Origin of the sequence: Actinomyces sp. oral taxon 897 (genome assembly GCF_002999235.1) — a bacterium.
Classification (GTDB): Bacteria; Actinomycetota; Actinomycetes; order Actinomycetales; family Actinomycetaceae; genus Actinomyces.
The window spans coordinates 1,932,423-1,945,591 of sequence record NZ_CP027236.1 but is presented as its reverse complement, the minus strand read 5'-3'; the positions used below and the strand labels follow the sequence as shown (position 1 = coordinate 1,945,591).

The 13,169-nt window shown below is 73.4% G+C and carries 11 protein-coding genes and 1 tRNA gene; 4 read left to right on the top strand and 8 right to left on the bottom strand.

Annotated features, from left to right (window positions below; translation table 11 throughout):
- Positions 1-43: 43 nt before the first annotated feature.
- The 5 genes from C3V41_RS07820 to C3V41_RS07800 all read right to left on the bottom strand — a co-directional run bounded on the left by C3V41_RS07820 (position 44) and on the right by C3V41_RS07800 (position 5,050).
- Complete coding sequence (locus C3V41_RS07820) at positions 44-961, bottom strand: alpha/beta fold hydrolase (RefSeq protein WP_106109808.1); 918 nt, start codon at positions 959-961, stop codon at positions 44-46.
- A gap of 187 nt (positions 962-1,148) precedes the next feature.
- The gene (locus C3V41_RS07815) at positions 1,149-1,469 is read right to left on the bottom strand and encodes a branched-chain amino acid transporter permease (protein ID WP_106110741.1); all 321 of its coding nucleotides are present in this window, start codon (positions 1,467-1,469) and stop codon (positions 1,149-1,151) included.
- Positions 1,459-2,208 (bottom strand): AzlC family ABC transporter permease, encoded by a 750-nt coding sequence (locus C3V41_RS07810; protein WP_106110740.1) that lies wholly within the window; start codon positions 2,206-2,208, stop codon positions 1,459-1,461. Before C3V41_RS07810 ends, C3V41_RS07815 begins: the two co-directional genes overlap by 11 nt.
- Positions 2,209-2,257: 49 nt before the next feature.
- Positions 2,258-3,847: a hypothetical protein gene (locus C3V41_RS13795; RefSeq protein ID WP_254423521.1), complete on the bottom strand. Its 1,590-nt coding sequence runs from the start codon at positions 3,845-3,847 to the stop codon at positions 2,258-2,260.
- 306 nt (positions 3,848-4,153) lie between these two features.
- Complete coding sequence (locus C3V41_RS07800) at positions 4,154-5,050, bottom strand: hypothetical protein (protein ID WP_106109807.1); 897 nt, start codon at positions 5,048-5,050, stop codon at positions 4,154-4,156.
- A gap of 206 nt (positions 5,051-5,256) precedes the next feature.
- Here C3V41_RS07800 and C3V41_RS07795 point away from each other — a divergent pair, with 206 nt between their 5' ends.
- Positions 5,257-6,081, top strand: a complete 825-nt coding sequence (locus C3V41_RS07795) for a Fic family protein (protein ID WP_254423520.1) — start codon at positions 5,257-5,259, stop codon at positions 6,079-6,081.
- A gap of 83 nt (positions 6,082-6,164) precedes the next feature.
- Here C3V41_RS07795 and C3V41_RS07790 read toward each other — a convergent pair whose 3' ends face one another.
- Both C3V41_RS07790 and C3V41_RS07785 read right to left on the bottom strand, forming a co-directional pair.
- A complete protein-coding gene (locus C3V41_RS07790) occupies positions 6,165-7,541 on the bottom strand; it encodes a DUF4032 domain-containing protein (protein WP_106109806.1) in 1,377 nt (458 codons plus the stop codon).
- 195 nt (positions 7,542-7,736) lie between these two features.
- Positions 7,737-8,864, bottom strand: a complete 1,128-nt coding sequence (locus C3V41_RS07785) for an ABC transporter ATP-binding protein (RefSeq protein ID WP_106109805.1) — start codon at positions 8,862-8,864, stop codon at positions 7,737-7,739.
- Positions 8,865-9,083: 219 nt separating this feature from the next.
- Between C3V41_RS07785 and C3V41_RS14205 the strand changes: the two genes are divergently transcribed.
- The 3 genes from C3V41_RS14205 (at position 9,084) to C3V41_RS07770 (ending at position 12,790) form a co-directional block, all read left to right on the top strand.
- Positions 9,084-11,159 (top strand): serine/threonine-protein kinase, encoded by a 2,076-nt coding sequence (locus C3V41_RS14205; protein ID WP_302475969.1) that lies wholly within the window; start codon positions 9,084-9,086, stop codon positions 11,157-11,159.
- Between the two features lie 416 nt (positions 11,160-11,575).
- Positions 11,576-12,703 carry a DsbA family protein gene (locus C3V41_RS07775; protein ID WP_165271606.1) on the top strand — a complete coding sequence of 376 codons (1,128 nt, stop codon included), beginning with the start codon at positions 11,576-11,578 and terminating at the stop codon, positions 12,701-12,703.
- An 11-nt stretch (positions 12,704-12,714) separates the two neighbouring features.
- Positions 12,715-12,790, top strand: a tRNA-Thr gene (locus C3V41_RS07770).
- Positions 12,791-12,960: 170 nt separating this feature from the next.
- On the opposite strand, the gene C3V41_RS13130 is transcribed toward C3V41_RS07770, so the two are convergent.
- Positions 12,961-13,113 carry a hypothetical protein gene (locus C3V41_RS13130; RefSeq protein WP_165271605.1) on the bottom strand — a complete coding sequence of 51 codons (153 nt, stop codon included), beginning with the start codon at positions 13,111-13,113 and terminating at the stop codon, positions 12,961-12,963.
- Between the last annotated feature and the right edge of the window lie 56 nt (positions 13,114-13,169).

Here is a 13,169-nt window from a genome sequence, read left to right as displayed (position 1 = left end):
GGGGAGGCGTCACCGCGTGTGCCCCGCCCGGACCCTGAGGCGCCTACCCGACCTCGGTGAGGAAGGGCAGGAGGGCGTCCACCAGCTGGGTGGGGGCCTCCTCGGCCGGGAAATGCCCCACCTGCGGGATGGTCACCTGCCGCAGCGTGCCTACGACGTGGTGGGTGTCGCGGGCGTAGGCCTGGGCGGGCTGCAGCGGGTCCACCTCCCCCTGCACGGACAGGACAGGGACCGACACCCTGCGCTCCAGGGTGTTGGACTCGGCGCGGCTGAGCCTCCTGCGGCGCACGGTCTCCAGGGCGCAGCGCACGGCGCCCGGACGGGCCAGGAGCTCGGCGTAGTACCCCGCCCCCTGCGCCACGGCGTCACCGTAGGCGGCCCCGGCCCAGGAACGCAGCAGCCGTTCCACGCCCGCCCGGGTGGACAGCCTGCGCTCGTACAGGTGGGGGATCCTGAAGGCCGTGGTCTGCAGGGCCGTCCCGGAGAAGGCCCGCCCGCGCAGGGAGCGCACCGCCAGCGGGTGCGGTGCCCCTACCGGTACGATCCCGACGACCGTGCCCGGCTGCGAGGAGGCCAGCGCCCAGGCGACCTGCCCCCCGTAGCCGGCGCCCACCACCACCGCCCGCTCGTACCCCAGCGCCCGTACCAGCCTGGAGGCGTCCTGGGTCGTGGTGGACAGGTCGTAGCCCGACGGCGGGCGGTCGCTCCCGCCGAAGCCGCGCAGGTCCGCGGCCGCCACGCGGTGACCGGCCTGGGCCAGGGCGGGGATGACGTGGCGCCAGGCCCACCAGCACTCCGGGAAGCCGTGGAGGAGGAGGACCAGGGGCTGTTCCGGGGCCGCCTGCGTGCTCTCCAGGCGCAGGGGCGCCTCCGGGCCGGCCAGGGCCACGTGGAAGCGGGTGCCCCCTGCGGTGAGGTCGCGGTGGGTCCAGGGGCCGGGCAGGTTGACACGCACAGGCATGATTGCAGCCTAGCCGTCTTTAAGGCGGACACCCTGCCCGGGGCGCCTCCGGGCCGGGGCGCCGGGCACGTCCCCGACCGCCCCGGCTGCGTCGCGTGGGGGCTGCCGGGGCGTGCCGTGGTCGGATACAGCGGGAGTCCCGCGGACCCGTAGGCTCCTGAACGCCGCGCGTGTGGTCGGATCCCTGCTACAGCAGGAGTCCTACGGCGACGTAGGCCGCCGTGCCGCCTACCAGGGACAGCGCCATACTGCCTCGCCACAGGTGCAGGCCGGCGGTCGTGCCGATCCCCACCAGCGGGGGCAGCCAGCTGGAGGGGGCCGGCCCCACCTCGCCGACCGTGTAGGCGATCAGCACCACCATGACCCCCAGGGGCATGGCCCGGGTCAGGAAGGTGAGGAGAGGGACGTCCTGCTTACGGCGCAGGAGCACGAACGGTGCCGCGCGGCAGATGTAGGTAATGACCGCGACCACAATAACGGCCAGGCCGATCTGCGGGTTACTGGGCACGGGCCCCACCACCTGTGCCGTCCGGGTCCTCGCCCTCGGGCGCTCCCGGCAGGGGTGCCCGACGGCGTCGGTACAGGTAGAGCAGGCTCAGCCCGAGGGCCAGGAGGGCCAGGGACACCAGCAGCGGTGCCGAGCCCCCGACGAGGACGCCCCCGCCTCCCGCCGCCACCCCCACCAGGAGCACGGCCAGATCCGGGTGGTGTCGCCAGTTCTCAATCGCCAGGACCACGAACAGGGCCGTCAGGACGAACCCCAGGAGGGTGACCCGCTGCCCCAGCAGGTCCGCCAGCCCCAGCCCCACCAGCGCCCCCGCCGTCGTGCCCAGCAGCCAGGAGACCTGGGCCGCCGCCTCCACCGTCAGGACGTAGCGGCTGCTCATGGACCCCTCGTCCTTGGACGACAGGAGGGCGAAGACCTCGTCGGTGATGGCGTGCACGGCGTAGGCGCGCCGGCCCCCTCGGGCGCGGACGCGCTGGAGGGGGAATCCCAGGCCGTAGAAGACGTGCCGCCCCGAGACGAACACCGTGGACAGGGCGATGGCCGCCAGGGGCTCACCTGTGGCCGCCAGGGGCACGAGGACCATCTGCATGGTCCCCGAGTAGATGACCAGGCTCCACACCGGCGCCCACCACCAGCTCAGGCCCTGGGCCACCAGCAGGGTCCCCGCCGCCGTGCCCAGGGTGAGGTAGCCGACCACCACCGGTACGACGTCGTGCAGGGCGTCCCGGCAGGTGGTCAGCCCCGGTACGGCGGTGGCGCCGGGAGGCGGCGTCGGGCGCGTTGTGGCCTCAGACACGGCGGACGCGGTCAATGACCTCCTGCTCGCGGCGGCCAGCACGACGGGCAGCGTGTGAGACGAGTCCCACCATGATCATAAAGACGCCAAAGGATACGAACTTGCCGCTGGCGGCGTCGTGCCACAGGTAGGTGGCCAGGTCGACCCCCAGGTCGGAGTGCGTGCTCAGGTGCTCCAGGGTCGGGGTGAGCACACTGGTCATGACACCCGGGAGGAGCAGGAAGGGCAGGCCCAGCACCACGGAGACGGCGCCGATCACGAAGCTGCCCAGGGAGGAGCGCTGCGCCATCCACAGGGCCAGGGCCAGGCAGGCCGCGCCGACCAGGAGCGCCACGAGGCCGTTGGCGGAGAAGGCGAAGGACAGCCTCGCGGCGGCTGCGGTCTGGTGGGCGGCGCCCAGGTGCAGGAAGAACCAGGCCAGGGGGACCAGGACCACGGCGACCAGGACCGAGGCCCAGTGCACGGCGGTGCGCGGGGCCAGCTGGCCCACGACCGAGGAGCCGTCAAGGAGGACGTCGTCCTCACTGCGCTCACCGGTGGGCACGGGGGTGCGCCTGAGCCAGGGCGGCATGGTGTCCGCGGTGTCCGCGGTGTCCGTGGCCGCCGCGGGCACTGAGGCCGCCGAGGCCGCCGCAGCGGGGGCGGCGGGCGCGGCGGGCGCGGCCGCTGGGCCCGGCTCCGGGGAGTGGGCGGAGGCGGCGTGGCTGGTCGCCCTGGCAGGTCCGGGCGCCAGCTGGTCGACGGTGGCCTCGGCCGGGGGGGAGGCCTGGGCGTCACGGTCGCTGATCGCCTCGGTGAACAGGGACCGACGGCGGATAGCGGTGGAGTCCGGTGAGTCCGGTGAGTGGGTGGTGGCCAGGCGCCCGGAGCGCTCACTGCGCGTGCGGGGAGCCTGGGCGGGAGGCTCGTCGGCCCGCACCGGCAGGTCGCCGGCCTGGACCGGCAGGTCCCTGGCGGGGGTCGGGCGGCCTGACCGGGAGGTGACGGAGGGTGCTGAGGTGGCCGAGGGGGCGGAGCCCGGGCCCGCTGAGGGGGTGACGGGGGCCGCTGAGGGCGCGGAGCCGGTCGAAGGGGCCGAGGGTGCGGAGTCGGGGGTGAACAGGGATGGCGGCGCCGCCGGTGCCACCGGCGTGGCCGAGGGCGCTGAGGGGGCCGAGGGAGCCGAGTGCGGGGCGAACACGGGCGGGTCGACCGGGCCCGCCGAGCCGGCCCGTGGCGCTGAGGGCGCGGAGTGGGAGGTGAACACGGGGGCTGACCCCGGTCCCGGACGGGGCTGGCGCCGCGGGCTGGCGGAGGCGGTACCGGGCGGGGTCGCGGAGCCGGCGGAGGCGGTACCGCCCGGGGCGGGGCGACGGCGTACCGGGTAGGAGGGGGGTGCCCCGTCGGCGCTGTGCGCGGGGCCGGGGACGTCGCCGTCCTGGATCAGGAGGTGCCGGTCGTGCGCCTCGGTGCCCGGGGAGGCGGGGGTGGCGGCCGTGACCGTCTCAACGACCCGGCCGGACTCGTCCAGTACGGGCACGATGTCGGGAGTGATCAGCTCGTCCGGGGTGTTGGCGGGGGTGCGCGGGTTGTCAGTGCTCAAGAGGCCCTCCTTCTGCGTGACACCGTAGTGGTGCGGGGGTCGCGAGCGCGGGAGGCGTGCCGGAGCGGCGGTGGGTGATCTTCCCGTGGCCTGGGGGCTGACGCGGGTGCGTCGGTGGCCCCTGGTCGACACCCTGGTCCCTGTGCCGGGCCCCGCTGGTCACCACCCGAGTGGCCGCCAGGAGCGGGGCGCCCTGGCCCTGTGCCGGGCCCCGCTGCGGGGCGGTGCCCATGGGGCCCGGGGCTGTGTGTCAGGCCTCGCGGGCGTGCAGGGCGGGGCGGTGCCCAGGGAGTGCGCCGACCCTGCTCAGGCCTCGCGGGTGTGCAGGGCGGCGGCCTGGGCGGTGCGGCCCTGGCGTCGGGCGGCGTGGGCGCCCCATCCCAGCGTGGACAGGAGGATCCCTATGAGCACCAGGGTGGTGCCGGTGGGGTCCTGGGGCAGGAGCTGGGCGGCCGGGTCGCTGGGGAGCAGGGGGCCCCACAGGAGGCCGGGCAGGCCCGCCAGGATGAGGAGCGTCCCGGTCACGCGCGCTCCCAGGGTCGATCGGGCGGTCCCCGCCGCTGCCAGGAGCAGGATGAGGGCGCAGGCCAGGGCGTAGCCGTAGCCGGTGACCAGGGGCCCGTCCTGACGCAGCAGCAGCACGACGGCGCCGGCCGCGGCCAGCGTCAGCACCCCGGAGAGCAGGTGGCTGCGGCGTCGCGAGGGCGGGGCCGCCGGTTGCCGGCCCATCTGCCGGTCCTGCGCGGCGAGCTGGCGGGCGGTGCGGGCCTCGGCCCGTCCTGCCCGGCGTGCCTGGCGCATTCCCAGGCTCCCTCCCAGCAGCAGGGCCCCCACGTACAGGCTGTGGTCCACCGATATGGTGGTGAGCCACCACTCGGGCAGCTGCCTGGGGGAGGTGGCCATGAGCTGCGGCAGGCTGGTGGCCAGGGCGGCGACCCCTCCGACGAGCCCTCCCAGGGAGGAGCGGCGCGCGAAGGAGATCTGGGCCAGCAGGCAGGCGGTGCCGATGACCGCCATGGTGATGACCGCCTCCGTGTGGTCCCCGGTCATGACGTTCACGAAGGCGCCCCTGGCTCCGACCAGGACCAGGGCTACCAGGGCCAGGCTCTCGGCGCAGACCAGGAGGTGGTCGCGGCGTCGCCCCTGGGGAGGGGTGGCGGGGAGTCCGCGTGAGGGCGTCGGGGGTGCGGGGAGGGTGGTCACAGACTGATCCTAGTGTGGTGTGGGACAGTGGGGCCGTGGTTGGTATTAGCACGGGCCCACGACCCCTGCCAGGTCCGGGACCGGCCCCGAGGCTGGCCGCGGGGCCAGCCCTGAGGTCGCCGCGGTCGGCTCCGGGGACGGCCGCGCAGCCGCGGGCCGGCTCTGCCCTGGTTCCGGTCCTGCGTGCCCTGGCCGCCCAGCCCCGGGTGGTCCGGGCTCAGGAGGCCCTGGACGAGGCGACTGCCGCACTGCGCTGGAACGAGGCCCTGCGCCGTCGCTGGCGGGAGGCGCGGGCTGAGGCCTCTGTGCGCTGCGCCGTCGCCTCCGGGGCGGTCGAGGGGGCGCCCGTGCCGGCCTCCCTGCTGCGTGAGCACGTGGCGGCCGCCGACCTGACCAGGCCGACCAGCGCGGACCCCGCGCTCGACGCCGTCGCCGGGATCTGGCGGGCCGGGACCCGCCTGGTGGCCTGGATGCCTGACCTGCGCGGTGACCTGCGTCCGACCCAGCCGAGTGCCCGGACCCTCCTGGCGACCCTCCACCGTGACGTCACCGGGCCTCTGGCGAGTGCGGGGGTCATCCCCCTTGGTGAGGTGGGTGCTCCTCGTGAGGAGGCGATGCCCCTGCGTGAGGGGGGACCGGGTGACGCGCCCCGTGGCGGGGCTCTTGCCGCCCGCCTGGACCCCCTCCTGGAGCTCATTGAGGCCCCCGGCCTGCCCGCCCTGGTGCGTGCTGCCGTCGTCCACGGCGAGCTGATCACGGTCCGTCCCTTCACCTCCGGCAACGCCGCCGTGGCCCGCCTGGTGGTCAGGCACCTGGTGACCCGTGACGGCCTGGAGCCCACGGGCACAGCGGTGGCCGACCAGTACGCCGCCCAGGCCCCCGGGGCCTACTCAGCCGCGGCCCGGGCCTACGCCTCGGGGACCTCTCAGGGGGTCACCGACTGGATCCTGTGGCAGGCCGAGGCGCTCCTGGTGGGGGTCACCGAGGCCCAGGCGCTGTGTCGTGCCGTCCAGGCGGGGACGACGGCGTAGCGGCGCACCACCCAGGGGCGGCCACGGCTCCTCGATAAGGAGTTAGTCCTTGCGGAATGGCCCGGCCCGGATGCCGGGGCGGCTCACTCTCCCTTGAAGCGCATCCCGGCGGTGAAGCCCAGGGGGTTGGCCTCGTAGGCGGCGGCGGTCTCCTCGTCGCGGGCAGCGAACTCGGCGTCGTCCCCCAGGGGCTCGTCCACCGGGGCGGTGTCGTCGAAGATGGCGGCCATCTCCTGGGTGTCCCCCAGGGAGAGGAAGGACTGCTCGTCGCGGTGCTGGGGCAGGACGTGGGCGACGTAGTCGTCCACGGCCTCCTTGGTGCTGACGTCCCGCCGCTGCTGCTCGGACATGTACCAGCGGTGCTCGAGGATCTCGTGGAAGATCTCCGCCGGCTCCAGCTTGCGGCGCATCTCCATGGGGACGGCCTGGATGGTGGGCTCGAAGACCTCCGCCAGCCAGTCGTGGGCCACCAGCTCGATGGGGTCGTCCTTGCGCCCGGACATGGCCCGGTAGGCCTCCAGGTCGTTGAGCATGCGCTGGCCCTGGCGCTCCTGGACGTCCAGACCCGTCAGGCGCATGACCTGACGGTGGTAGTGGCCGGCGTCGACCACCTTGGGCTGGATGACCAGGTGGTTACCGCGCTCGTCGGTGCGCATAATGAGCTCGCCGACGTCGAAGCCCAGCTCGTTGAGCTTTTCGATACGGTGCCGTACGCGCCACCGCTCGGACATGGAGAAGGACTCCTCGGCGGTCAGGACGTTCCACAGCTCGGTGTAGCGGGTGACGATCCGGTCCCCGACCTCGATGGTGTCCACGCTGGGCTCCAGCAGGGCCCCGGCCTGGAGGTCCATGAGCTCGCCGATGATATTGGTGCGGGCGACGTCGATGTCGTACAGGCGCTTGCCCTCCGTGAGCCCCTCGGTGTGGAGCTCGCCGGTCTCGGCGTCCACCAGGTAGGCGGCGAAGGCCCCTGCGTCGCGGCGGAAGAGGGTGTTGGACAGGGACACGTCCCCCCAGTAGAAGCCCAGCAGGTGCAGGCGCACCAGGAGGACGGCCAGGGCGTCAATGAGGCGGGTGGCCGTCTCGGGGCGCATGTACTGGCTGAACAGGGCGCGGTAGGGCAGGGAGTAGGACAGGTGCTCGGTGACCAGGACGGAGTTGAGGGCCTGCCCGCTCAGGTCCGTGCGGCCGGTGACGACGGCGGTGGGGATGACGCAGGGGGCTCCCAGGCGCAGCAGGTTACGGAGGAGCTCGTACTCCCGGTAGGCCACCGACTCGCCGATCTCCTTGACGGCGATGACGCGCTCAGAGAGGTTGACGAAGCGCACAATGTGCCGTGACAGGCCACGAGGAAGGGCGGCCAGGACCTCGGCGGGCCACTCCTGGAGGGGGAGCTCCCACGGCAGGTCGAGCAGGGCGGGGTCGGTCGTCGCCGCGGTGATCTGTATGGACTGGGGCATGGGGTCATTGTCTCAGGTAAGCCTGGTCCGTGCCGGGTGGGAGCGGGGCGTGCTGGGCGCGCGACATCCTCGTCCGCGCCCTGAGCGGCGCGCGGCGCCGGGGCGTGCTGGCCCGGGCGGGAGAGCCGGGGCGGGCAGGAGCCCCGCCGCGGGGACGGGGCTCCTCATGCCGGGCAGGGCCCGGGTACGTGCCGGTCAGGCAGGCAGGCGCTCGCCGGTGGAGGCGGAGAAGATGTGCTCCTGGCCGGGCTTGATCCGCACGTAGACGGTCTCGCCCGGCTCCGGCGCGGTGCGCGGGGGGACGCGGACAATGATCTGGCTGGAGTCCTCACCGGAGCCCAGCTTCTCTTCCGAGCCCTCGGCGCCGACGAGCTCGCCGTAGATGTAGGCGTCGCTCCCCAGCTCCTCCACGAAGGACAGGCGCACCGGGATGGAGTGCTCGGCGGAGGCGGAGACCACCTCGAGGGACTCCGGACGGAAGCCGATGGTGACCTTGCCGCCGTCCTCGGGGGCGATGGCGTCCAGGGTGGCCTTGGACAGCTGGATCTTGGCGGCGCCGAGGGTGGCGACGTCGCCGGAGACCGTGAAGCGGCCCAGGTTCATGGCCGGCGAGCCGATGAAGCCGGCCACGAACTCGTTGGCGGGCTTGTCGTACATCTCGCGCGGGGTGCCGACCTGCTGGAGGACGCCGTCCTTGAGGACCGCGATGCGGTCGCCCATGGTCAGGGCCTCGGTCTGGTCGTGGGTGACGTAGACCGTCGTGACGCCCAGCGAGCGCTGGAGCGAGGCGATCTGCGTGCGGGTCTGGACGCGCAGCTTGGCGTCCAGGTTCGACAGCGGCTCGTCCATGAGGAAGACCTTGGGCTTGCGCACAATGGCGCGGCCCATGGCCACGCGCTGGCGCTGGCCGCCGGACAGGGCCTTGGGCTTGCGGTCCAGGTACTCCGTCAGGCCCAGGACCCTGGCGGCCTCACGGACCCGCGCGTCGATCTCGTCCTTGGGGGTCCCCGCGATCTTCAGGGCGAAGCCCATGTTGTCGTGGACGGTCATGTGCGGGTAGAGCGCGTAGTTCTGGAAGACCATGGCGATGTCACGGTCCTTGGGCTGGACGTCGGTCACGTCGCGGTCACCGATGAGGATGCGGCCGGAGTTGACGTCCTCGAGGCCTGCGAGCATGCGCAGGGAGGTGGACTTCCCGCAGCCGGAGGGGCCGACCAGGACCAGGAACTCGCCGTCGGCGATCTCCAGGTCGAGGGAGTCCACGCTCGGGCGGTCATTACCTGGGTAGATACGAGTGGCGTGGTCGAAAGTCACGCTTGCCATGTTGCTGTCCCTTCACCGGCAGGTACGTGCCGGACGATCCGCATGAAAGGTGCCGAATGCGTGTCCGCACTGACACATGTCCACCAGTAGGCTCCGGTAGGACATAGGCTGATCATGACATACAGGACGGCGCCAATGGAACCACCTAGCTTACCATCACACACTGTGATGTGTCGCACGTCTATGTGGCTGTCGGGTGTCCCCGGTACTGTGGGCCACGTGAGCACCTCCGTTCCTGGCGCCCGGCCCCGCCGTCACGAGACGCCCAGTGCCGTGACCTCCGGATCCCGGACGGCACTGCGCGAGGGCGGTCTGGCAGGTGGCTACCGTCTGGTGCGTCGCCTCGGCGCCGGCGGCATGGGCGCGGTCTGGGAGGCCGAGGACGCCGACGGCCTGCGCGTGGCCATGAAGATCCTCCACCCGCAGGTCGCCGCCGACGCCACCGCCCGGCTCCGCCTGCGTCGTGAGGCCTCGGTCATCTCCCGGGTCAAGGACAGCCGGGTGGCCCGCGTGCTGGACATCGAGACCGGGGAGGGGGAGGACCCGGACTCCTGGGACGGGCTGACCTTCGTGGTCACCGAGCTCGTGGACGGCCCCACCCTCAGCGCCGAGATCGACGACCACGGCGTCTACGACCCCGCCACCGACAGCACCGAGCTGGCCGACCTCGCCCACGGGCTGTCCGAGGCCCTGGAGGCGGTCCACGAGGCCGGGGTCATCCACCGTGACCTCAAGCCTTCCAACGTCATGCTCGGCGCGCAGGGCCCCGTCCTGATCGACTTCGGCATCGCCCAGGTGGCCGACGACGTCCGGCTGACCCAGACCGGCCAGGTCACCGGCACCCCCGGCTACCTGCCCCCCGAGATGCTCGACGGCGCCTCCCCCAACGAGGGCGTGGACTGGTACGCCTGGGCCGGGGTGGTGCTCTTCGTCCTGACCGGCTCCGCCCCCTTCGGCTCGGGCCCGTGGCAGAGCGTCTTCCGGCGCGTCTACACCGGGCGGCCCGAGCTCGGCAGCCTCCCGGACACCTACCCGGTGCTGGCCCACTGCCTCACCCTGGCCCTGGCCCCCGAGGCCGCCTACCGCCTGCCCCACGGGGTGGTCCTCTCGGTGCTGGACGAGGTGGCCGCGGGCGGTACCGGCGAGCGGGCCCTGGCCGTCTACCTCGGCCAGGAGGCCGTGGACGAGGTCATGACCTACGGGGTCTTCCCCGACAAGTACGGCATCTTCCCCCCTGAGGCCGAGGAGGACGCCGTCCCGGACTGGGTGACCCAGGCCGAGGAGGAACCTGAGGACGACGTCGCCGGGCCGACGGACCAGGACCGCTGGGCCTCGGCGCCCCTGCCGCCGAGCTTCGCCCCCAGCGGCTCCACCGCCTCCGCGGACGTCGTGGGCTCCCCGCCCTCCTGGGGGGGCGAGCGCCCCCAGGAGGGCTACCCCGAGCCCCGTACGCGGACCCCCGGCGTCGCCTCCGACTACGGCACGGTCTACGGGCAGTTCCCCCAGGCGGGGGCCACGCACCGCCCCGTCGCCCCGGCCCCCGCACCGCAGCCTCCGGTCGCCTCCCAGCAGCCGATGGCCCCCCGGCCGGCACCGGTGCCCCCGCCCGTCCCGGCCCCCGCACCGGTCCGCCGCTACGCCCCGGTGGCCCCCCGGCCGACGCCGGGGGTCCTGCCGGCGTGGGCGCGCGAGCCCGAGAGGCGTCCGGGGACGGTCTTCGCCCTGGGCGTGGTGCTGAGCGCCATGGGGCTGTGGCGGCCGGCGGTGGCCGGCCTGCTGGCGCTGGTCCTCATGCTCCTGGCCGGCGTCGTCGGGCGCGCCACCGACGCCCGGCGCTGGCACCGCCTGCGCGTGGGCGGCGTCAGCCGCTCCGACGACTCGCGCATGTGGGCGGCCATGCCCTGGTACCTGCTGCGGTCCATTGTCTCGGCGGTCTTCGCGGTCCTGATGGGGGCGTTCGTGGGCTTCCTGGTCCTGCTGGTCCTGGCCGGGATCATTAACGCCAACGGGGTGGACGCCTACGAGCCGGCGGTCGCCTACCGGATAGACGGCATCGGCATGGCGGTGGTCACCGCGCTGTTCCTGCTGAGCGCGTGGCTGGCCCCGTGGGCGGCCGCCACCCGGCGGGGTGCCGCCAGCATTGTCGACATGGTGGCTCCCAGCAGCGGCGGGCGTACGGGCCTCGTCCTCGCCTTCCTCCTGCTGGCCGGCGTGTTCATCCTCCTCTTCGTCGGCCAGGTCCTGCCCGCGGCGACCCTGGAGCCCCTGTACACCATCCCGTCACCCTCGTCCTGAGCCTCTCGTCACGCTCAGGGCTGTGGGCGGGTGCGGTGCTGGCGGGGACGCGGGGTCGGGGCGCCAGCCACCGGCAACGCCTGCACGGGCCGGCCGCAGGCGGGCCCGCCCGGCGGGCTGCCGGGAGGGGCCGGATCCCTGGGGCGTCGGGACGGTGCCGCCCGTGGACCGGGAGAGGACCTGGTCGGTGCCTGGGCGCCGGTGGGCGCCGGGACGGTGCCCCTTGCGGCTGGTGGGCCCCGGTGCTGCACGGCCGGGAGCCGGCCAGAATCCCTGGAGCGCGGATGGGTGTGAGGCGTGGCGCACCGGCCGGAGGCGTCCTCCCAGGTGGCGGTCAGGCACAATGGCTAGCGTCCGCCGTCGTCGGATTATCGAGCCGTCACCCGCCTGGTGACGTCAGAGCTGAGGAGTGCCCAGTGCCCTCATACGAGTCCCGCCCCACCAAGGCTGAGCGTCGCGAGGCCGCCCGCGCCCGGGCCCGGGCCCTGCGCGCGGAGCAAGAACGTCGGGCCCAGCGCCAGAAGGTCACCCGGCGCGCCCTCATCGCGGGCGGGGCGCTGGTCCTCGTGGGCGGGACCACCGCGGGCACGCTCCTGGTCATAGACCGGAAGAAGAAGGAGAAGGAGAGGCGGGAGCTGCGGGAGAGTCAGGGACTCTCCCTGCCCAAGCACGTCGCCCAGGACGGCTCGTGGTCCGTGGGCGCCGAGGGGATCGGGACCGTGAACGAGGGCGCCCGGGAGCTGAAGATCATCTTCGACTACGCCTGCCACTTCTGCGCCAACCTCGACGTCGCCCACGCCGAGGAGTTCTCCACGCTCGTGGCCGAGAAGAAGATCACCCTGGTCTTCCAGCCGGCCAAGATCCTCGGCCAGGCGTGGACGGACTGGTGCATGACCGCCGTCGGCCTGGCCCTGGATAACGAGCCTGACAAGGTGCTCGCGGTCCACAACGCCCTCCTGGAGTCCCTGGCCCGGATCTACCAGACCAAGGACACCACTGACTACACCCTGGACGGCGTGGTCGCCGTGGCCAAGTCCGCGGGCCTGTCCGCCTCCCTGGCGGACAGGATCGAGACGGAGGTCAACAGGGAGACCTACAGGGACTGGCTCGAGGCCGGCAACAAGACCTTCCGCAGCTACAACCTGGACTCCACCCCGAAGGCCTTCCTGGACGGCAAGGAGCTCAAGCTCGACAACAGCTTCTTCACCAACCCCCAGGCCTTTACCGAGGTCCTGGGGGCGGGGCGGGCGGTGCCAGCCCCACGCCCGGGCAGGCCAGTTCCACGCCCGGGCAGGCCAGCCCGGGGCCCACGGACGGGGCCGGCGGCACGGGCACCCCCTCGCAGGCTCCCGGCGACGGGGGGAGCTGACCGGGGCTGGTCCCGCGCCGACAGGTCGGTTTCCGCAGGGGCGGTCAGGTGTGTCAGACTGCTCCCGGGCGGCCAGGAGACGGGCAGGCAGCCCCGGGGTCGCAGGCCGGAGACCTGGCCCCCGGTCCGGCCGGTCGTGGTGACCTCCGGGTCCTCGGTGGCCGGGCCCCGGTGAGAGCCTCTCACGCCGCTTTAGCTCAGTTGGTAGAGCAGCTGTCTTGTAAACAGCAGGTCGTCGGTTCGAGTCCGACAAGCGGCTCCACGGCGGGAGCGGCGGTACTCCGCCGGGAGGTGGGTGCTGCCGCTCCTGATCCCGAGGCCTCCCGCCCGGGCCGCGTCGGCCATTCCGTCGGCCGTTTCCGCAGGGCAGCGCGCCTGACGCGGGACAGCGCGCCTGACAGGGCCTTACCGGAACCGGTGAGAAAGTCCCTGTCAGTCCCGGTGCAGGACCAGGACGGTGGTGTTGACGCCGAGGTTGACGCCCCAGACGGCCCAGACCGTGGCCAGGAGGCCCCGGCTGGTGATGCCGGGGCTGACCCGGTACAGGGCCACGCCGATGACGACCGTGGCGGCCAGGACGGTCACCGCGATCCACCTGCTCGTGCTTATGCCTTCCTCCTCTCTGTCCTCCGTGGTGGGGT